The organism is Xanthocytophaga flava (genome assembly GCF_030068545.1).
Classification (GTDB): Bacteria; Bacteroidota; Bacteroidia; order Cytophagales; family 172606-1; genus Xanthocytophaga; species Xanthocytophaga flava.
In genome coordinates this window covers 314,758-336,107 of the sequence record NZ_JASJOR010000002.1, presented here as the reverse complement: position 1 = coordinate 336,107, position 21,350 = coordinate 314,758, and the positions used below count along the sequence as shown (strand labels likewise).

Below are 21,350 nucleotides of genomic sequence, written 5' to 3'. Positions count from 1 at the left end.
ATCACTTTTTACAGACAACAGACAGATCCATCAAACCATAGGAATTTGTAATAAACCATACAAACCTGTTGCTATGAAAGAATTCGTTTTACAAAACAATGTACAGGGGAATAGCCTCAGCATAACTAATTATGCATGGTCAAAGGCTAATTCTGCGGTTGATACCCGGAGTAATGAGTGGGGCCGATTTTTGTTATTAGGTATTGAATCGCTTATTATCTATGGTGTATTCAAATTTCTGCTGGATCTGCACCCGGCCCGCACTGTACACCTCAAAATTACCTACCCACTTATTGCCCTTGTCTTTTGCCTGGCTTGGTGGGTGTTTGCGTTTTTGCCCAGTAAATCCTACCTGAGGAGAGGTTTTTCCTTTAAAGAAGGAATTTCTTTTTCGAACCTTTGGGGACCACTGCTGCTTCATGGCAGTATGGTAGGACTGATACTGTCTGCTCTTCGGTTGCCGATTGGCTATTATCCATTTTTCATTCAAAGTTATCTGGGAATTATTGTTCTTTTGATTGTTGCCCGTGGTATCTATCAGGTATCTTACCAGAGAGGATTGCAACTGGCTTCAGGAAAGTTTGTGGTAGTGAGTAGTGGTATTTATAGTCAGGAACTAGTTAACAAACTGACAAGAAAGTGGGGCGAAAGTAAATTTGCCGGAAGCTTTGATCATCTGGTTGACCCAAACAAAGACTTTGAAGAAGAGTTTCAGAAATTTAGAGAATATTGCATTGAACATCAGATTCAGCATATTTTTATCAGCTTGCCCGCTCATCAGCAGGAACAGGTAGAAGCCATTTCACACTTTGCAGGTCAATGTTTTATCCGGTGTCTGATACTACCTAATTCAGGATATATCTGGCCAGAACAAAAAAACATTTGTTACGTAGGCGATCTGGTTGTGTGCGATCAATGGTTGCATCCATTGCAGAATAAATTCAACACAATCCTGAAGCGCATCTTTGATATAGTGTTTTCGCTGATGGTGATTGTATTTATATTCTCCTGGCTGATACCCATTATTGCACTAGCAGTAAAACTGTCTTCTCCAGGTCCTATATTTTTTGTGCAACATCGGCCTGGCAAACGGAACAAGGCATTCAAATGTCTGAAATTCCGTACCATGCGTGTTAATAATCAATCAGAAGTTCAGGCTACTTTCAAAGATCCTCGTGTCACTGCTGTAGGGCAGTTTCTACGTAAGACCAGCCTGGACGAACTACCACAGTTTTTTAATGTACTTGTAGGTGATATGTCTATTGTAGGACCCCGGCCTAATATGGTCAGTCAGCTAGAGTACTATTCCAAATTGATTCCAGAGTATCCTTTGCGACATGCTGTAGCCCCTGGTATTACAGGTTATGCTCAGGTAAAAGGATACCGAGGCGAAACCAGAGAGCTATATCTGATGCAGAAGCGGGTTGATTTTGACCTGGCCTATATCAGAAAATGGAATTTCTTGTTTGACATCAAGATCATATTCCTCACAGTGAAGAACATGATAGTAGGTGAGAAATTTGCCTATTAATAAATCTATGTAGTCAATTTTTCCTGTACTTATGACCAATACAAAACTTTTAGTCACTGGTGGATCTGGATTCATCGGGACTAATCTGATAACCTATTGCCTGAAACATGCTATTGATGTAGTGAATGTAGACTGGAATCCGCCTTTGGATGTGTCGCATAAACCACACTGGATCAATTGTGACATCCTGGATCAGGATGCCCTGCAAAAAATATTTTCTGATTACCAACCCACACATGTAGTACATCTGGCTGCACGTGCTGATACAGACGAACAACAGGATATGGCTGCCTATCTTCAGAATACCGAGGGTACGCGACATGTACTGGAATGTGTTAAGAACACGCCTTCAATAGAGCGGCTTATCGTAACTTCCACACAGTTTGTATGCCAGCCGGGCTATTATCCGCAGCACGATGAAGATTATAATCCTGTCAATCTGTATGGGATGACTAAAATCCTGACAGAACAATTTACCCGTCATGCTTCCTTGTCCTGTTCCTGGACTATTATTCGTCCTACAACCATCTGGGGACCGTGGTCTTTACGGTATCGGGATGTGTTCTTTAAGACGCTTAAGTCTGGCCTGTATTTCCATCCTTCTAAGGAAAATGTTATCCGATCCTATGGATATGTAAATAATGTAGTCTTTCAGATTATGCAGATACTGACGCTGGAAGAAGAAAAAGTGAATGGAAAGGTTTTCTATGTAGGCGATGAGCCATTTGAATTAAAAGAATGGGTAAATACAGTTTCTCAGGTTCTGACAGGCAAAAAAGTAAATATAATCCCTACAGGACTGGTAAAAACTATGGCTAGTATTGGGGATATTCTCACTGCCTTTAAAATTCGTTTTCCAATTACCAGTGGTCGCTTTCGAAGTATGACCAGTAGTTATGTGACTCCTATGGATGACACCATTAATGTATTGGGTAAAGCTCCGTATTCTATCCAGCAGGGAGTAGAAGAAACTATAAACTGGTATAAAACCATCAGTGCTCAGGTGAGTAAACCTGAACCTGACATTCCGAGAAAGAGATATTTCTATACTGCTCCAACCTATCAGATGCAGCAAGCGTGATTTTTAAAACAGTATAGATATATACTGAAAAGACACCTTGTCTCAGTCTGCCATATCAGGTTATTTCTAGTATACACAACATTACCACCTACACTTTAATCAGGTGTTAGGTGGTAATACAGGAAACTTATTAGCCATTCAGTACAGATATGTTGAAAACAAGAGATCATAATTCATAAGAAATGTTTGTGTAAAGTCACAAACCGGATTGAAACAGAAAAGTAAAACGGCAGGGTGAGACCAGACACCAAATTTCATATTATACCACTTACCTTATGAGAATAAAAAACGCAGTTAATTTAGTCAAGATAATAGCGCTATGGTTCTTAGTAAATGCTTGTATACCCAAACATCATATAGTTTATTTTCCTAATCCGTCACTGAATAAAAGTTCGCCTGTTACCACACCTAACACATTACCTGTGTACAAGCTGCAACCAACAGACGTCTTGTCAATACGCATAAAAACGCTAAACAAAGAAACCTCCGATTACTTTAATATAGTGCCGGAAAATGGTGTACAGCAATGGAATCCGGCGGGTTTGTATATAAATGGATATTCCATTAATGCCGAAGGAGATATAACCTTGCCAGAAGTAGGAAAAGTAAAGGTGGCTGGTATGACTGTTGAAGAGGCACAAAAAGCAGTGCAGGAAAAAGTGAAAACCTATGTCGGCAATGTCACCATTCTCTTAAAGCTGATTAGTTTCAAAGTAACCGTTCTGGGTGAAGTGAATAATCCGGGATATTATTACATATACAATGACAATGCAACGTTGTTGAATGCCTTAGCCATGGCAGGTGACCTTACAGATTTCGGGAACCGTACCAACATTGTGCTGGTACGACAAACCAAGGAGGGAACCCAATCCATTGTATTAGATCTAAATGATCCCGATGTGCTCTCATCAAAATATTATTATCTGATGCCTAACGATGCTATTTATGTGCAGCCTTTTAAAGCAAAATATGCCCGAAGCAATGTCAATACATTGTCAGTACTTGGGGTGCTCTTTGGTGCCATTTCCAGCACAATTTTAATACTCAATTATTTAAAATAGAATAAAGCTATGGAAGATATTGATGTACGATTAGTGCTCGCAAAGTTTCTTCGGAAGTGGCACTTTTTCGCTATCAGTGTAGGACTGATGCTGGTAGTCGCATTTATATATTTACGATCAACTGAGAAAAAATACATGGTGCAGGCTTCTGTGCAGCTAAAGGAACAGAACCTGAATGAAAAAGGTAGTGATGACAAAAAGTTTATCAATGGACTTGAACTGTTGGAGAATAACGCGGCCATAGAAGATGAAATTGGGATCTTGACTTCCTACTCTGTAGTAAAACAAACAGTAGAGAAGCTTGAAAACTATACCAACATATATAAGACAGACAGCAAGTTAAAGTTTAAACCTGTAGAAAAGTTTTTTTCCAAAGAAGTTTATCATCAGGACATTGAGATCCGGTTGCTGAAAAACAGACCACAACTGATTGATGCCCCAATACAAATCTCTTTTCTGGACAAACACACTTTTCTTGTAGAGGTGCAGGAGCACAATGCTACCGTATATGACTATCGTTCCCAAAAGCCGTTGGGAATACAGGACGAAGTTATCTTCTCTCAAAAAGGGGTAATCGGAAAACCATTCGTGAGTCCTCTTATCAGTTTTATGCTGGTGCCTGCAAAAACAAGAGAAGCCGAATTCTGGAACAATGACTATTATTTTGTCAATCATTCGGTAAAAGATCTGGCAGAGTCCTATCAGCAAAAACTAAGTGTGGCACCTATTGCAGAAAAGTCAAATATTGTGAGCTTATCATTGCAGGGAACAGTTCCGGAGAAGGAAGCTTTGTTTCTGAATATGCTTTCTAGTGTCTATGTCAACAATGACCTGCAAAAAAGAAATCAGCTGGGTATGAACGCCCTCAGCTTCATAGACAACCAGATTGACAAGGTATCAAACACACTGAACAAAGTGGAAGGCTCGCTGGAAAAGTTCAGGTCACAGAGTAATGTGATTGATGTAGGTGTTTCAGCGCAATCCTATACAGATCTGTTGAACCAACTGGAAGAGAAGCAGGTAGATCGTAAAACACAGCTTATGTACTACCAGTATATAGCTGACTATCTGGCTCGCAGTGCTACCATGGATGGTGTGGTTACACCTTCCGCAGCTGGAATCAATGATCCTAGCTTAACCAAGTTGCTGGAAGATCTCAATGCATTGAATAAAGAACGGGTATCTGTGGCCTATAACTCCAATGCAGATAACAACCCTGTACTAAAAGTATTGGACCAGAAGATTTCCAATACCAAAAAGACACTGGCCGAAAATGTGCAGGGGTTGATTCAGTCGTCGCGAATTGCTCTCAATGAAAACCAGCATCGGGTGGATGAAGTAAAAGGGAGAATTAACCAGTTGCCTGCCAACGAACGTAATCTGAATACGATTCAGCGTAAGTTTCAGCTAAACGATGATGTATATAAGTACCTGCTTCAGAAACGTGCAGAGGCAAGTATTGCTATTGCCTCCAGTGCACCAGACAAGAGCATTGTGGATCAGGCACGTCAGGTCGGTAGCAAACCCGTATCGCCTAATGCAACCCTAACGTATCTGATGGCTATTATGCTGGGACTGATCTTTCCGGCAGGTTATTTATCTGTGAAAGATTATATGCATAAGCGAATTGAAGGCGAAGATCAGCTGGAAAAAGAAACACAACTTTCTGTAGTCGCTTCCATTATGTTTGATTCTAACAGTAAGAAATACAGACCACTGACTACGCATCCGTATAACGACAGTGCTTTTCAGGAAATTCGTCACTACATACGATTTAAAAATCAACAGGTAATTGCTGTTACCTCCATGGCCAGCAATGAAGGCAAAACCTATTGTGCCATTAACCTGGCTGTAGCTTTTGCCAAGGCCGGACATAAAACACTGTTGATCGACACAGACTTTTATCAGTCGGATGTAGGGACAGTATTTAATCTGGAAACCGCTCCTGGTCTGATCGACTTCCTCCCTGATCCATCAAAAGTTGTGGTTAATCAGACTTCTATTCCTTCGCTGGATGTAATCAGTGCAGGACAGGCGTCTGAAAGTTCACGGGCTGCCTTTCTGCGTAGTTCTCTTGAAAAGTTACTGGCTGAGTTAAGACATACCTACACCTATATTATTATAGATACATGTCCGGTAGGGTTAATCTCAGATTACCTGCTTTTTGCGAGTTGTGTGGATTATACGTTGGTGGTGGTGCGAAGTGATGTCACCAAACGAGAAAATATCGGAAGGCTGAATACTATTCTGAATCGCCATAATCTCAAGAACAAAAGTGCGCTTGTCTACAACGCAACCCGTGTATCCAAAGAACTTACCAATTACTATAAGAAGATTGCAAGCTAGTGAATCTGGCAGGTCTTCAACAAATAACTAAACAACCGATTTTATTCAACAGAAGTAATTTATGGCTGCATCCATTTCTGTAGTAATACCTGTTTTTAACCGCAAAGAGGAGTTGATTCGGGCATTGGATTCTGTGAAGAAACAGACACTGCAACCATCTGAGGTTATTGTAGTGGATGACTGCTCTTCTTTTCTGATAGAGGATTTTCTCAGAGAGAGCAATTACCTGGATCAGGATTGGGTACGGGTAGTCCGAAACGAGATAAATCAGGGGCCCAGTGGTACCCGGAATACAGGAGTGATGCATGCTAAAGAAGAGTTTATTGCCTTTCTGGATTCGGATGATTACTGGGACCCTCACAAACTGGAAAAGCAGATGGCGCTTTTTACAAAGAAGCCGGAACTGGATCTGGTATACAATGGAACCTGGGTAGTGTATGAAAATAAGACGGTTCCATCCCATACCAAGCTGTTTAAGGACAATATATGGTATCAGTTGGTAGACAATTGCTGGACTCCACCCAATCCATCCACGATGCTCATGCGTAATGCATCTATCCGAAAGTTGAATGCATTTGATCTGACATTGAAACATGCAGAAGATATTGATTTATGGATGCGGATGACATTACACGACATGAAAATAGATTATTGTGATGAACGCCTGACGTATTTTATGTATAACTCAACAGGACGGCTATCCAAACAGTATCGTGCAAAGTTCAAGAAGGTAGAACCCTTCTTTGCCAAATGGGAACCATATTTCAGACAACAGGGAAAGGAAAGGTCTTTTCATCGCTTTAAACAACGGTCATTTACAAAGTTTGCGCTGGAAACATTCGTTGACAGCCTTCGGGATCGTAGTGTCAGCATTCCTGCTCAAATGTATTTTAAGTATCTCTGGAACCGAAAGGAATTTTATGATCTGATTCTGAATAAGTTTCGACGTGTACAGCCGCAACCCTCCTGAAAGAAAGGAATTACCTATACCCTAGATGTGACATCCTACAACCTATACCTTTTTGCTTATGAAACTTTGCTATTTTGATGATAATGTGAATTTTGGAGATGCCTTGAATGCAACCATCTTTCCTACATTGTTAGCCGACTTTTTTGACGAAGATCCGTCTGTTTCCTTCTTTGGTATAGGCTCGTTGTTTGGATTGCCCTTGCTGGAAAATAGTAGTGCTGTCCGAAAGATAATCTTCAGTACAGGTTATGGTAAATATGGAGTGAAGCCTCGCATAGATTCATCGTATGAAATCATGTGTGTAAGAGGACCGCTTACTGCCGAATACCTGGGACTGGATAAATCTATGGCGGTAGCAGATGGAGCCTTGCTGTTGTCACATTTTTCATTCCCTTCTTATAAAAAGACCTATGCTTTTTCGTATATGCCACATTGGGAAAGCGAAACCCGCTTTGACTGGGCTGGATTGTGCGAACAGGCTGGCTATCACTATATAAGTCCCATGTGGCACAAAGACAGGATCCTGGAAGAAATACTCAAGTCTGAAGTGATTATTACCGAAGCTATGCACGGAGCAATCGTCGCTGATACCCTCCGAGTACCCTGGATTCCTGTAAAAGGATACAAAAATATCAGTGAGTTTAAATGGCAGGACTGGACACAATCCATACAAACCACCTACAATCCCGTTCAGATGCCACCTCTCTATAGCGAAGTCAAAGAAGCAGAAAAGATCATCCAGGTAAAAACCAAAGGTATGCTGGGCAATATGGCTACCCAATACCTGGCGAAGGCTTTTGTATCCTATCAGAAAAGTTTCAAGTGGAAAGAAACCCTGAGACAATTTTCAGATATAAAAAATACGAAACCCTCTCTAAGCCAGAACGGTGTAGTAACGTCTCTCGCCGACGAACTAAGAGACCGCTTGGAAAAGGTTAAGAGCAAGTACACAACCATTCTCAGTTAGGAGAAGATGCCTGTAATAAAGAAAAAACACTTTGAGAATACTCTCTTTTGGACGTACTCGTCACTCTGTTGATAGTGTTGTCCTGGTGGCAGGCTTTCTCTCCCTGTCCTTCTGAAAGAATCTTGTGACAAATAGAGCTATGATTGGTTTGTGAAAGAAAAAAACACTTCAGTCGGAAAGGCCGCCGGTCTTGTCACGAGATCCTTTCAGGAGGACAAAAAGGGGAGGTGGTTCTGAAGGAATGAAGAGAGAACCTACATTTCAGGAGGACAAAGAGGGAGAGGGGAGGACAAGGTATGAGAAAGGTTTTTTTATCGGTACAAAGAAAAACACGATGCCTTTAATCGTGGAAGGTGGTGTAGGTGCGTGAGGATAAAAATTCCGCGGGCCTAGCGTTAGCTCTGTGGGGCGAAGCTTTGGAATTTTTTGCCCTTTTTTGCCCTTTTTTGCTCACGCACAAATCTGGCTCACCAAACTCTCGTTTGGTGCCCTGTTTTTTGGGCAAGCAAAAAATGAAGGAGCCTGTAGAAGAACAATGATTGGTATAATAAGCTGATCTAGGGAAAGACAAGTGAAAAATGAAGGAGATAGGAGAAGAGTGATATTCTGGACTATAAAGAAATGAAGGAAAAGATCTCTAAAATATTGCAAACATATAAATGAGATAACAAACCCAACCTAAATAAATCTGGATACAAACCAGCTTAAAACCCTTGCAAATGAATACACAGAAAACAGTAAAAACAGGCATTGTATGGTCTTTCATTGAAGGTTTTGGAATAAAGATCATCTCCACACTTGTTTTCTTTATTCTGGCAAAATTATTGGGCGCCACCCATTTTGGCCTGGTCGCCATTGCTACCGCCTTTATTGATTTTGGAAACGTGCTGGTAGAACAAGGAATGGTCGCTGCACTGGTACAAAAAGAAAAACTGGAACGTGCCCACTTGGATACAGCCTTCTGGATCAATATAGGGCTAGGAGCTAGTGTATTTGCGATAATCTGTCTGTCAGCACCCTTTATTGCAGACATCTATAAAGAACCCTCTCTTACACCTGTGCTACAGACAGTTGGCCTTGTTTTTCTGGTTGGTCCATCCGGATTGGTACAAGTAGCTCAGCTAACTCGGGAGATGAATTTTAAGCTTATCGCTAGAATCCGGATTATAGGTCTGCTGGCTGCTGCTGTTGTTAGCTTAACGATGGCATTTATGGGCTATGGTGTATGGGCACTGGTGTTTCAAAAGCTTGTATTCATAGGATTATCTACCACACTATTCTGGTTCTGGACTAAATGGATACCTCGGCTATCGTTTTCCATTGATCATTTTCGGGAGTTGTTTCCCTTTTCCTACAAGATGATGATCAACAACTTTTTAACCTACTTCAGCCGGAATTCAATTGAGTTACTGATAGGATTCTTTCATGGTACAGAGGCTGTAGGTATATACTCTTTCTGTTACAAAGTATTTCAGTCAACCATCGAAACCGCCAATACCTCTGTCAATAAAGTAATGTTGCCACTTTTTTCATCTGTACAGGATGATAAAGCACAGTTAACAAAGTATTTCTATAAGGCTATAGAATCCAGCTTTACTTTGCTTTTGCCGGTTCTGGCATTGATTGTATTTCTTTCGCCTGAGGCTATTCTGTATTTCTTTAATGCCACCTGGGCGCAAAGTGCAGATCTACTCAAGCTGGTGTCTATCGGAGGTACTATCTACATGATCTATTATTATACAAATACCTTATGGATCAGTACTGGAAGACCTGATCTGGTTGTCCGATTTACATTGATTAATGTCGTAATTAACCTGGCATTATTAGCTGCTGTAAGTCGGCTGCCACTGATTTATGTAGGCTATATCTCTATTGCACGAAGCATACTCTTGTTGCCTGTAGCGTATGTGCTTTCCTTAAAAACAGCACCAATAAGCATTCAGGGATCATTACAGCATTTGTCGCGTCCATTTTGGATGGGGGGAGTTACATTCCTGATTCTGGCAATCTCCTCAGCAGTAATTCCTGTACTCTCTCCGGAATGGATCTGGTTTGCTCTTCAGGGTGTGATCTGGAGTATTACTGTTTTTGTTGCGCTGTATTTCCTGCTTCCATCTGTATTAACACCTGTGTTTAACTCTGTATCACGTGTATACCTGCGTGTTTCAGGAAGTCGGAAAGTATAGAGCTGGTTTTGTATGTCAATTAGTTATTATTTCTATAGGCTATGAAAGTTGTTTTTTTTCAGAGAAATCCCGGAACTAAGTTATTCAGTATAGAGATACTGTTCAAAAGTATTCGTAATAGTTTGCCTTCCTTTATCGAAGCAACAACTATTGTGAGTTCAAAGGTGAACAGCGGGATTACCAAGAAGTTGTACAATATACTGGAAGTCCTGTTCAGACCACAGGGGGATATCAACCATGTGACAGGTGATGTACATTATCTGACTTTCTTTCTGAGAAAAAACAAAACCATTCTGACGATTCATGATATAAACCTGATGTACTCTACCAACGCTTTAAAAAAGACAGTTCATCGTTGGTTCTGGTTAAAGATTCCTATGTACAGGTCGGGTATGGTGACAGTGATTTCGCAAACAACCAAGAATGAACTGCTTAAATATGTCGATTATCCGGAAGAGAAAATACGTGTGATTTATAACTGTATCTCTCCGCATTTTACACCACATCCAAAAGCATTTACTAAAAGTAAGCCTGTACTGCTACAAATAGGCGTAAAACCCAATAAAAATCTGAGTCGTTTGATTCCAGCACTGGAAGGCATTTCGTGTACACTTCGGATTGTTGGACAACCTTCTCCAGATATGTTGGCTTTACTGGAAAAACATAAGATTGACTATTCCTGGAAATCCAATCTGACAGATGAAGAGGTACTTCAGGAATACATACAGAGTGATATGTTGGTGTTTGTGTCAACTTTCGAAGGATTTGGATTACCTATTGTAGAAGCAAACATGGTGGAACGGCCAGTAGTAACAAGCAATGTTTCTTCTATGCCTGAAATTGCAGACAACGCCGCTTGTCTGGTGGACCCCTTTGATATATCCTCCATTCGAAAGGGTATCCTGCGGGTGATTGAAGACGATGAATACCGGGAACAGTTGCTGGAAAACGGGCGTGTTAACCGCGAGCGGTTTACTCCCCAGTCCATTGCACATCTGTACAGTGAATTATATATCGAAATGTACGCCAATCGGTTAGAGCAACTGCATGAAGCAATCGCCTGACAGATGGTATAATACCACTAAGTCAGCTTAGCTCTGACTTTCAAATCAGCTATATGAACGAAAAATATGCAAAGCCCTATTTTGAATCTTTCATGGTGGCATTAAGCCTCAGCTTATTGCCTATCAAGATCTTTTCCTATGTAGTGCCCTTTATTGCGTTATTCTGGTTTATTGTCCGTTCTTCTTCGGGTAGAGTGCTGCAACGTACCTTAATGGCTATTACAGGTATAGTGGTACTACTGGGATTTTATTATATCATTTATCAGTATCAGGGAACCTATTTTCTGTTGGGAAACAGTGTGGTTGCCATCTTTACCTATAGTACCTTTTTTCTTTTGCTGGTAATTCCCGGACGGGGTATCAGCTCGGCTTTTTCCTATGAGAAATATGCTCCTGTTTTAAAGTGGGTTATCTTGATAGAAGGAATCATAGGCATTCTGCAGTTTGTGATTGTGACCGTAACAGGTATTACCTATATCATCAATGGCGACTCGGTACAGGGTACTATTGGGATAGATGCTATCCTGAATGGCAATGCAGGATTTGGAAATCAGATCTTCGTGATCAGTATGATTTTCTTCATCTTCCTGTTTATACCCTATGTATTACAGCAACGCAAATATTATTATGTCGTACTGGTAGGCTTGTTGTCAATCATGCTGGCTGGAGTGTTGCATGTGTTTGTGAGTCTGGTATGGGCGTTATTGTTTACCATTCTGTTCTATCGGAAAAATCTTATTTTCAGTGACTTGTCCAAGATTATAGGTGGTGTGGCTATGGCCTTGCTGATGCTGCTTCCGCTGGAGTTTTTCTTTCCGGGTATTTCAAAAACAACCGCTGTGTTTTTTCAAATCTATCAGGATCGGGATTCTCCCAAGTTCGAAGCGATGGATAATGCTTTTGATAAGCTACCAGAGCAATATCCGCTGGTGTCACTGATCGGATTGGGACCAGGCCAGTATTCAAGTAGGGCCGGTTTGATTAGCTCGGGCAATTACTATGGTTCAAAAATGAATTTCCTGCCCAACGAAGTATCTGAGCCTTTCCGGAAACTATTTCAGCATACATGGTTAGAGTATACTCATGGGTCCGATCGGTACGGAAACTCAACCATGCACAGACCATTCTTTTCCATACTTTCTCTGTTTGCTGAGTTTGGATTTGTGGGACTAGGCCTTTTTCTGGGATGTATCCTGTACTTTTTTATGAAGATCCGTTTGCTCTTTGTGTTTTTTAAAGAGCGGAAAAATAAGGTCAACACCTATCTGGCTTTTGCTATGGGAGTATTACTGATCATGCTGGTTTTTATCTCAACATTCGAAAACTACCTGGAAACCGTACAGGCCTTATTGCCTGGCATGATGCTATTCAAAGTTTTATACAGCCAACTACTAACCGAAGCCAAACAAAAGCCACAGGAAGAATTAGTACAGAAAGAACTAGTACAGGAAGAATTAGTATCAGTTTAGAAGGGGTACTCAGAGAGTACTCTTTGATAAAGCAATATTCTCTGTCCTTCTGAAACGAACACCTTATTTGGACACAGACGTTACTTTGTTATTCAGGCGAAGACAGTATTGTTCAGGCGACAGGCTTTCTCTCCCTGTCCTTCTGAAAGAAACTTGTGACAAATAGAGTTGTGTTTACTTTCTGAGAGAAAATATCTCCGGTTGGAAACACCGCCGGTCTTGTCACGAGATCCTTTCAGGAGGACAAAAAGGGGTTGAGTAGAAGGATAGGGTATGAGAAAGGTTTTAATCGATACAAAGAGAGCCATGGAAACTTCAATCGTGTGCGGAAGTGTAGGTGCGTTGGCAATCTTTTTCCCGCGAGGTTGGCCTTTGGCCTTGCGGGCGGAAGGATCGGGAAAAAGTGCCCTTTTTTGCACACACAAATCTGGCTCACCAAACTCTCATTTGGTGCCTCTATTTTTGGGCAAGCGAAAAACGTAACAAGATGTATAAAGAGAAATGAAAGGGATTAGAACAAATTTAGGAAGAATAATAAACCACCGTATTTGGAATAATAAATCATCTATCAATTTAAACTAAACCAGGAACAACCTATAAACAGAAGAATGATAACATATCTGAGAAAATAGAGTCAAAGATATGGAGCAGAGTAATGTAATCTGTATAGGACAACCTATACAATTGAATAAGCTGACTGGACATGAAATAATAGATTTTTCATAATCCCTTCAGTATAGACATAAGATTGTATTCATGAAGCAGTTTCTGTTCTTTTTATATTTTTTACAGGCTATGGGTATGAAAACCATTATGTCATCCTACCACTGTGAGCCAGACCGTGGTAGTGAGTTTGAAACAGGCTGGCAGGAGCTGCTACAGTTAGCGGCAAAATGTTCTGATCTTATTGTTGTAACCCGTCCTTTCAACCGGGAAAAAGCGGAGAAAGTATTCAGGGAAAAAGGAATCAGCAATACTACTTTCATTTTTTTTGATTTGCCGGTAGCAGTTAACGGATTCAAGAAAACGTCAGTAGGTAAACAAGTAGTTCCTTATATCTGGGAGCTTATTTTGTTTTTCTTTTTACTCAAAAGATACTCCCGAAACCAGTTTCAGCATGCACATCGGGCAAGTGTAGGTTCTTATCGGTTTCCATCGTTGTTATGGTACTTTTCTCCATACTTTACCTGGGGGCCAATTGCTAGTGGAGAAATTGTACCCATTCGTTTTTTGTCTGTATTCAGTTGGAAGGGACGCGTACAAGAGGTGCTAAGGCTGGTTCTCCAGCATACATCCTTTGTTGATCCGTTTGTGTTGAGTGCATTATACAAGGCGCAGAAAATAGGAGTTGCTACCACTGCTACCCGAAACATTCTGCCACCTTTTGTAAGAAAGAAAGCATACCTGCAACCTGACTACTATGTAGTCAATAAAAATGATTTTCAGGTTGACTTTTCTGCTTATAAAGCAAAAGAAGGAGGAGTGCTTAAGTTACTATTTGTAGGCCGGCTGCTCGAGTGGAAAGGTATTATGTTTATTCTGAAAGCACTGAGACAGCTGGAAGGAAAAATAAATTATGAATTCACCATTATCGGAGAAGGTCCTGACAGGGCCGTATTTCAACAATATGCAGAAAAATACAAATTAAAAGTATCGTTTTTAGGAGCTAAGCCACGTCGCGATCTATCCTCTTATTATGCCTCACATGATTTGTTTGTGAGTATGGATATGCATGGAAGGGGAAGCTTTACGATGGTAGAAGCCAAGATGCATAATCTGCCTGTTCTGGCTCTGGATATTACAGATCCTGATAAACTGACAGGTGAAGAACTGATGATTATTATAACAACCAAACAACAGTCTGTAAAGGCTATTATTAATCAGATTGCACAGGTGCTTCTGGATAAATATACTGAACAGAATCCGGTGCCTTTGTATCAGTAACTCTTTCTTTTATTAGAGGCTGTATAGGGTATTTCGCTGTTTTAAAAAATACCCTATACAGCTTCAGTTAAATACCATGCAAATGAACGAAAAACCTGTGAAAATTTTAGTGGTAGGGCAGACCCCTCCACCGTATATGGGACAAGCCATGATGATCAAGCGGTTGGTAGATGCAGAGTTTGACAGAATCAAAATTTATCATGTGCGCATGTCTTTCTCGGATTCGTTTAAATCCGTGGGTAATTTCAGATTTAAGAAGATATTTCACTTGTTTGAAGTGATTGGAAAGGTATTGAAACTACGCTTTAGTAAGAATGTGGATACATTGTATTATCCCCCGGCAGGTCCTAACCGGACACCTATTATGCGGGATATTATTTTGCTGGGAATTACTCGTATGTTCTTCAAAAAGGTTATCTATCACTTTCGGGCTGCTGGTATTTCTGATTACTTGGAACAGCAGCCTGGACTCTTTAAAAAACTGGCAAAGTGGGCTTATGGTTCCCCGGATGCATCTATTCAGCTCTCGGCATTAAATCCGGCTGATGGAAAGTACTTTAACTCTGATCGCGTATATATCATCCACAATGGCCTGGAAGATGCTGCCACTCCATACCTGCCTCTGGTACGAGCACAAAAGGAGCAGACTAACATCCTGTTTGTGGGAGTTTTGCGTGAAGACAAAGGAGTAACCGTGCTGATTGAAGCAGCTCGTCTACTGAAGAACATAGTTCATAATTTCAGTATTTCACTGGTTGGCGAGTTTGTCTCTAACGAGTATGAGAACGAGGTGATGGCAAAAGTTCAGGAATACAATCTTCAGGATCATGTGCAGTTTGTGGGCACAAAGACAGGTGATGAAAAGTGGCAGGAGTTTGTGAAAGCTGATATCTTCTGCTTTCCATCCTACTTCGAATCAGAATCCTTCGGAAATGTTGTGGTAGAGGCCATGATGTTTGAATTACCGGTTGTTTCTACTCTCTGGAGAGGTATACCTGATATCGTAGTGGAAGGAGACACTGGCTTTCTGGTGCAGATTCAACAACCTCAATTGATTGCAGAGAAACTACTGTTGTTGATGTCAGATCCTGCATTACAAAAAAGCATGGGTAAAAAAGGACGTGAACGCTATCTGCAATCTTTCTCTCTACAAAAACACCTGAAAGCTATGGAAGAAACCATTGAGACTGTAGTAGGATACAAACGTCAGTTTAAGAAAGAGAAGTCAGTCAAACCAATACTGGAATCGGTTAAACCCGTTGTTGGAAAAGAACTCGTATCCGGAGCCAGCAAAGCTAAATCCGCTTAATGACTTTCGGGTAGATTTAACTAAGGTATAATTCCTTTTTGGCCATCCTGAAAGGATCGCCGCTTTCTCTATTCCCTCCTCTCTCTGTCCTCCTGAAAGGATCTCGTGACAAATAGAGCCTCGTTTGTTTTATGAGAGAGAAAAATTATTTCCAGATCCACAGGCCGCGGTCTTGTCACGAGATCCTTTCAGGAGGACAGAGAGAGGGAGGTGGTTTTGAAGGAAGGAAGAGGAGAGCTTTCATTTCAGAACGACCAAAAGGGTAAAGATCAGGACAGGGAAAGAGAAAGGTTTTTAATTGGTACAAAGAGAGCAACAATGACTTCAATCGTGAGTGGTGGTGTAGGTGCGTAGGGATAAAAATTCCGCGGGCCTAGCGTTGGCTCTGTGGGACGAAGCTTTGGAGTTTTTTGTCCTTTTTGGGTTACTTTTTTGGACAAGCAAAAAAGTAACAGGCCATAGGAAGAGATATGTTCTGGGCTATAAGCCAACTTTGAATTCAAGCAAGCAAAAAATGAAGAGGTTAAGGTAAGATTAATGAAAGACATTATACAGAAGTGCAGAAGGATCCATAAACTACTACAACCAGCTAAAAATCAGTATATATGACAACCAGCTATATTTATATACTTATCGGATTGCTGCTAAGCCTACAACCTGAAATCAGTGCAGGCCAAGCCTATCCCAGTGGAGAAAAACACTTTCCGGCAACAGCTGTCATCAATGTCAGGGAAAAGTATGGCGCCAAAGGAGACGGCTCTACCGATGATACTCAAGCCATTCAGCAAGCCATCAGCGAGAATATAGGCAAAGACAGAACACTCTATTTTCCCAAAGGTACCTATCTGGTTACCCAACCTATCAAATGGGTGCATATTGTAGAACAAGATAGCTTGTGGAGAGCCCGGCTAACGATACAGGGACAAAGTCAGAAGGAAACTATCATTCGATTAAAAGACCATTTGCCTGAATTTTCAAATCCGGAAACTCCCAAAGCTTGTCTGGCTACAGGTTCCAATAAAGTTAATAACAAAGAGAGCAAAAACGGAGGAGGCATCAATGCTTTTAATAACCTGATCTATGATCTGACCATACATACCGGTAATGGAAATCCGGGAGCTGTAGCATTGGATTTCGTAGGGACTAATCTGGCAGGTCTGCGAAATGTCACTATTGTGTCTGGGGATGGTGAGGGAGTAGCAGGTATTCTTCTCAAACGCCAGGGTGCAGGGCCCTGTCTATTTAAGAATGTAACTATTCGAGGCTTTGATTATGGCATTGATGTGTATGGCTCAGAATATAGCCAGACATACGAATACATTACCTTAAAAGATCAGAAAAAAGCTTCTATCCGAAATACGAGTAATGTCCTTTCGCTAAGAAAAATCCGAAGCGAAAACAAAAATGCGGTTCCTGTTATTCTGAATGCACGTCGGAAAGATCTTAAGAGTGCTAAACGGCCTGATAATTATGGTTTGATTACACTTTTGGATGCGGAATTTGTTAAAAATGGCGAACCTGCAACAATCAGTGCTATTGTGAATGAGAGTGATACAAACACCCAGGCAGGTAATCTTTATATACGGAATGTAGCAGTTAAGGGCTATCAGCGTACTATGGAAAATCAGGGTTCCGTCGCCAAAGGTGCCAAAGGTTCAGCAATCAAAGAGTTTGTCAGTACATCCGTAAATGGCTCTGCCTCTGGTAACCGGGCAGACAAACCTGAAACTTTTTCGTTATCCATTAAAGAAACACCCCAATTTCATCAGAACGACCTTACCCAATGGGCTAGTGTAACCGACTTTGGAGCCTCTGCCGATGACCCGAATGGAGATGACACTCAGGCTATTCAGGAAGCGCTTAATTCTGGTAAAGAAGTCATCTTTTTTCCAAAAGGCAAATTCCGGTATGTTATTTCCAAAACACTTGTCATCAAGGGCAATGTTCGACAACTGATAGGAATGCAGTCGGGAATAGATATTGGGGGTAAGAACGATTTTAGTGACTCTACACAGATAGCACCTGTATTTCGGTTTGAACAAGGCAAGCATGATACCATATACTTTGAGCGGTTTAATTTGAGTGATGAACGCAAATCTCCTTTCTGGGGTGGAGTATTTATTGAACATGCTTCTTCGCAGGTGTTGGTGGTTAAGGAAATAGACAATGATGTGTATGCCAGAGGAAAGTATTTTTATCAGAATACAAAAGGAGCAGGGGACTTATTTCTGGAAAATGTAGCGACAATTATGCCCTGGAACTTTGCCTATGCACAACATGTATGGGCTCGCCAGCTAAATCCGGAAGCACATTTTGTCCCATTAGGTAAGCCTATTATTACACAGAAAGGAGGATCTTTATGGATATTAGGCTTAAAAACAGAAGGTCCACGTACAGTTTTGGAATCCGATCAGGGCTCTGTGGAAGTATTAGGTGGTTTTTTGTATCCTGTAAAAAACATTCAGAACAGAGACCTCCCTGCATTTATATCCAATAAGGCAAAGCTAAAATTAACCTATGTGGTCAATGCCTACAATCCTGCTGCTAGCTATACTTCTATGGTAAGCAATGGAAATAAAAGTAGTCGGAGGAGTATTAGCATTGATAAAAAACAATTCAGCAACAGAGGCGCAGGTACTGCTGTGCCACTGTATATAACAACAGGAGAAAAATGAGTTTGCTTTGTGAAAAATACTAGCATAGGTTGGTATCCAATGCTGTCAACTCAAGAAGAATGGGTTTAAAAAATTCCTTCCTGTCCTCCTGAAAGGACCTCGTGACAAATAGTGCCTCATTTGGTTTTGGAGAAAAGAATTATTTCCAAATCCACAGGCCGCCGGTCTTGCCACGAGGTCCTTTCAGGAGGACAATAAAGGTAAGGATAAAAGAATCCTTAAATTGACAACATTCAGTGGATATCTGCGTCAGTAATTCTTTATTTAACTCTAATGTACAACTATCATCTTCTCTGTAAAGACCTTTTGACCCACTAGTATTTTAACAATATAAAGCCCATTCATCAGTTGATTGGTGGCTAACTGGTGGTGGGTAGTATGGGATACAGTTTTTTCATAGACAACCGACCCCTGTAAGGAGACCACCTGTATAGTTACTGTTTCCGCTTCCTGCTCTGGCCATTCCAGTTCAATTGCCTGATCTGTAGGAACAGGCCATATAGAGATTGTCTCTCTCTGAAGAGTATCTGCTATCACTCTGGCCGAAGAACCTCCGGAGCAGGCACCATTGATACCTACATGCAAGGGCATCATAAAGCGTATGGCACCATTGTATTTGAGCTCTTTGGTTATACCATTTTGTACTTCCCGAATCAATACCGGATGCATCATCCCTGTAGTGTAGGAGCTGGCTCCAAATACAAGCGAATGTTGTGCATTTTCACAGATAAAAGCAGGCGGATCAGATGTTGTCATACTTTTGGCTGGATAGATCAACCCTCCCAGTAATTCTGTTTTGCCACAATCGGTTGTTTTGATCACATACCCTCTCTGTTCGGTCTTCATACCTAATATCCATAACGTAGCTCCTTTGTTCCAGATTTGTCCGGGTAGAATTTCACTGTTGAATTGTCGTGCCCATACTTTCTGCTGAGGATACAACGTAATCAGATTGACAGACTCCACATCCTGCAGATATAGTTTTCCGGCCTGTGCCGAACTGGTGTAACTCCGTATTTTACAGTGTTTGATCACAATAGGACGCTTGCACAAATGTTCTATCGAAATACCGAAGCCAAAATGCTCGATGATAAGAGGCGGACTATTTTCATTGCCATCTTTGACTACCAGCTTCATCGCAAACTGATCCCCACCATTCACCACAGCTCCAAAGCCCATAAATTTTCGTACACTTACGGGTATGTTATAGGTTCGGTTATTCGCCTGGTAGGTACCTGTTTTGAGATAAATCACCGACTTACCTGAGTTGATTGTATTTTGCCAGTTGGTGTTATCTCCATACCAGCCTGGCGAGGAAAGCTGGACCCATTGGGTGATGTCTCCCTCATCGTAGTCAGGTGTTTCTTCCACTGGAATATTTAAAGCCCGTGTACCATTCGCATACAGATTGGATACTGTACCATTTACATATCCCTGTAGCGTAAGCCCACTAACCAATGTGCCTTTGTTGCTAATGGCTGTACGATAACCCGTTGCTGTAACCGTTCTGACAAAAAGACTTCCATCTACATTATCAATCGCACTTACACTACTACTACCACCTGAAAGAGTTGCTTCCAGAAGAGTAATCATACCATATTGGTTAAGATTACGTACCGCAGGTACTGAGTTTGTACTGGTTAGTTTGCGGATAAGTAGAATATTACCATCATTCTCTATGCCTGTAACCTTTTGATTGGTAAGCGAAATGTCCTCGAAAGTGATACTATATTCTGCTCTGCATGCCTGAATGCCATAATCAAAGCCAGTAATTGCCACTTTCTTTAGCATACAGGGGCCAGGATAGGCACGTCGCATACTGATGCCTGCTTTCCCGGACCGATCCTCAGATCGAACCTCTACATTGACTATACCCCCACTGTTATTGGCTATAAAGTCAATACCTATGGCACCTGCATTGCCAGATCCCACACTGACTGTCAGATCCCGGATGTAATTATGAAACTGATAAATACCATCTGGTGAAGAAAGTATGGCTTTAGGTATACTGGCATTGGTGAATCCGGACGTACTGTTTTTCAGCTTAATAATTGTTTGTCCCTTTCCCTGACCCATAATCATCATCGCTTGTCCAATCCAGGTTAATGTGTTGGAGACAAGGTAAGTACCACGCGGAAAGTATAGGGTTTTGGGACGGGCATAGAAGTAGGCCGATTCTCCGCCGGTGTCTACACCTTTTCGATTGGCGTCCAGGGCTGCCTGAATGGCCTTCGTGTCGTCTGTGACTCCATCACCTTTGGCTCCATACTGTTTCACATTGAAAAAACCGCCTGTATTGGCAATAGTGTATCCATCATATTGTTGAATATGAGTGCTGTCTAAACTGCTTGGGTAATTGATTAACTGGGCATTTGACTGGATATACGCACTGGAAAGAATTAAAATACTCAGAATTATTTTTTTCATCATTCAAATCTCCTGCACGAGGCTAACTAGGGTTAATTAAAATCAGAATCCGGTTTCGGGCGGAATTCTATCTGTTAGAGGGTGATAATTCTTACAAGCGCTTGCATGAATAGATACGTTTTGTGAGGGGTAAAAGATGCCGCAATTGTTGTGCAAAAGGTACGCGTTGAAAGGGTGTTAACCAGGAGGGGATATGACTGAATTTTAAGCTCTAACAAGATGAAATAGTTGTTTTTTACCTGCTAGCGGTACTATTTATTACCAGATTGCTATAGGAGGCCAAGAAAATGTGGGCCTACTGGTAGATGACTGTATTTTTG

At 41.2% G+C, this 21,350-nt stretch carries 13 protein-coding genes; 12 read left to right on the top strand and 1 reads right to left on the bottom strand.

The window, feature by feature from the left end:
- The first annotated feature begins 73 nt into the window (after nt 1–73).
- The 12 genes from QNI15_RS04140 to QNI15_RS04085 all read left to right on the top strand — a co-directional run bounded on the left by QNI15_RS04140 (nt 74) and on the right by QNI15_RS04085 (nt 18,603).
- On the top strand, nt 74–1,531 hold the full coding sequence (locus QNI15_RS04140; RefSeq protein ID WP_314030679.1) for an exopolysaccharide biosynthesis polyprenyl glycosylphosphotransferase: 1,458 nt from the start codon (nt 74–76) through the stop codon (nt 1,529–1,531).
- Between the two features lie 31 nt (nt 1,532–1,562).
- Complete coding sequence (locus QNI15_RS04135) at nt 1,563–2,612, top strand: NAD-dependent epimerase/dehydratase family protein (protein WP_314004305.1); 1,050 nt, start codon at nt 1,563–1,565, stop codon at nt 2,610–2,612.
- A 275-nt stretch (nt 2,613–2,887) separates the two neighbouring features.
- Nucleotides 2,888–3,673, top strand: a complete 786-nt coding sequence (locus QNI15_RS04130) for a polysaccharide biosynthesis/export family protein (RefSeq protein WP_313986927.1) — start codon at nt 2,888–2,890, stop codon at nt 3,671–3,673.
- A gap of 9 nt (nt 3,674–3,682) precedes the next feature.
- Nucleotides 3,683–6,019 carry a GumC family protein gene (locus QNI15_RS04125; protein WP_314004303.1) on the top strand — a complete coding sequence of 779 codons (2,337 nt, stop codon included), beginning with the start codon at nt 3,683–3,685 and terminating at the stop codon, nt 6,017–6,019.
- Nucleotides 6,020–6,080: 61 nt separating this feature from the next.
- The gene (locus tag QNI15_RS04120) at nt 6,081–6,989 is read left to right on the top strand and encodes a glycosyltransferase family 2 protein (RefSeq protein ID WP_314030678.1); all 909 of its coding nucleotides are present in this window, start codon (nt 6,081–6,083) and stop codon (nt 6,987–6,989) included.
- Between the two features lie 58 nt (nt 6,990–7,047).
- Nucleotides 7,048–7,956 carry a polysaccharide pyruvyl transferase family protein gene (locus QNI15_RS04115; protein WP_314004299.1) on the top strand — a complete coding sequence of 303 codons (909 nt, stop codon included), beginning with the start codon at nt 7,048–7,050 and terminating at the stop codon, nt 7,954–7,956.
- 719 nt (nt 7,957–8,675) lie between these two features.
- Nucleotides 8,676–10,142, top strand: a complete 1,467-nt coding sequence (locus QNI15_RS04110; RefSeq protein WP_314004297.1) for a lipopolysaccharide biosynthesis protein — start codon at nt 8,676–8,678, stop codon at nt 10,140–10,142.
- A gap of 41 nt (nt 10,143–10,183) precedes the next feature.
- Nucleotides 10,184–11,206 (top strand): glycosyltransferase family 4 protein, encoded by a 1,023-nt coding sequence (locus tag QNI15_RS04105; protein WP_314004294.1) that lies wholly within the window; start codon nt 10,184–10,186, stop codon nt 11,204–11,206.
- Nucleotides 11,207–11,259: 53 nt separating this feature from the next.
- The gene (locus tag QNI15_RS04100; RefSeq protein ID WP_314030677.1) at nt 11,260–12,675 is read left to right on the top strand and encodes a hypothetical protein; all 1,416 of its coding nucleotides are present in this window, start codon (nt 11,260–11,262) and stop codon (nt 12,673–12,675) included.
- Between the two features lie 813 nt (nt 12,676–13,488).
- The gene (locus QNI15_RS04095) at nt 13,489–14,619 is read left to right on the top strand and encodes a glycosyltransferase (protein WP_314030675.1); all 1,131 of its coding nucleotides are present in this window, start codon (nt 13,489–13,491) and stop codon (nt 14,617–14,619) included.
- Nucleotides 14,620–14,695: 76 nt separating this feature from the next.
- A complete protein-coding gene (locus tag QNI15_RS04090) occupies nt 14,696–15,928 on the top strand; it encodes a glycosyltransferase family 4 protein (RefSeq protein WP_314030673.1) in 1,233 nt (410 codons plus the stop codon).
- A gap of 605 nt (nt 15,929–16,533) precedes the next feature.
- Entirely contained in the window at nt 16,534–18,603 is a 2,070-nt protein-coding gene (locus QNI15_RS04085; RefSeq protein WP_314030671.1) for a glycosyl hydrolase family 28-related protein, read from the top strand.
- A 270-nt stretch (nt 18,604–18,873) separates the two neighbouring features.
- On the opposite strand, the gene QNI15_RS04080 is transcribed toward QNI15_RS04085, so the two are convergent.
- Entirely contained in the window at nt 18,874–21,033 is a 2,160-nt protein-coding gene (locus QNI15_RS04080) for a glycosyl hydrolase family 28-related protein (RefSeq protein WP_314030669.1), read from the bottom strand.
- Nucleotides 21,034–21,350 lie beyond the last annotated feature (317 nt).

Excerpts from the sequence above, each read along its gene's own strand:
- QNI15_RS04095 (WP_314030675.1), top strand. The coding sequence starts at position 13,489 with ATGTCATCCTACCACTGTGAGCCAGACCGTGGTAGTGAGTTTGAAACA.
- QNI15_RS04105 (WP_314004294.1), top strand. The coding sequence starts at position 10,184 with ATGAAAGTTGTTTTTTTTCAGAGAAATCCCGGAACTAAGTTATTCAGT.
- QNI15_RS04120 (WP_314030678.1), top strand. The coding sequence starts at position 6,081 with ATGGCTGCATCCATTTCTGTAGTAATACCTGTTTTTAACCGCAAAGAG.
- QNI15_RS04100 (WP_314030677.1), top strand. The coding sequence starts at position 11,260 with ATGAACGAAAAATATGCAAAGCCCTATTTTGAATCTTTCATGGTGGCA.
- QNI15_RS04085 (WP_314030671.1), top strand. The coding sequence starts at position 16,534 with ATGACAACCAGCTATATTTATATACTTATCGGATTGCTGCTAAGCCTA.
- QNI15_RS04135 (WP_314004305.1), top strand. The coding sequence starts at position 1,563 with ATGACCAATACAAAACTTTTAGTCACTGGTGGATCTGGATTCATCGGG.
- QNI15_RS04125 (WP_314004303.1), top strand. The coding sequence starts at position 3,683 with ATGGAAGATATTGATGTACGATTAGTGCTCGCAAAGTTTCTTCGGAAG.
- QNI15_RS04130 (WP_313986927.1), top strand. The coding sequence starts at position 2,888 with ATGAGAATAAAAAACGCAGTTAATTTAGTCAAGATAATAGCGCTATGG.
- QNI15_RS04140 (WP_314030679.1), top strand. The coding sequence starts at position 74 with ATGAAAGAATTCGTTTTACAAAACAATGTACAGGGGAATAGCCTCAGC.
- QNI15_RS04080 (WP_314030669.1), bottom strand. The coding sequence starts at position 21,033 with ATGATGAAAAAAATAATTCTGAGTATTTTAATTCTTTCCAGTGCGTAT.
- QNI15_RS04090 (WP_314030673.1), top strand. The coding sequence starts at position 14,696 with ATGCAAATGAACGAAAAACCTGTGAAAATTTTAGTGGTAGGGCAGACC.
- QNI15_RS04110 (WP_314004297.1), top strand. The coding sequence starts at position 8,676 with ATGAATACACAGAAAACAGTAAAAACAGGCATTGTATGGTCTTTCATT.
- QNI15_RS04115 (WP_314004299.1), top strand. The coding sequence starts at position 7,048 with ATGAAACTTTGCTATTTTGATGATAATGTGAATTTTGGAGATGCCTTG.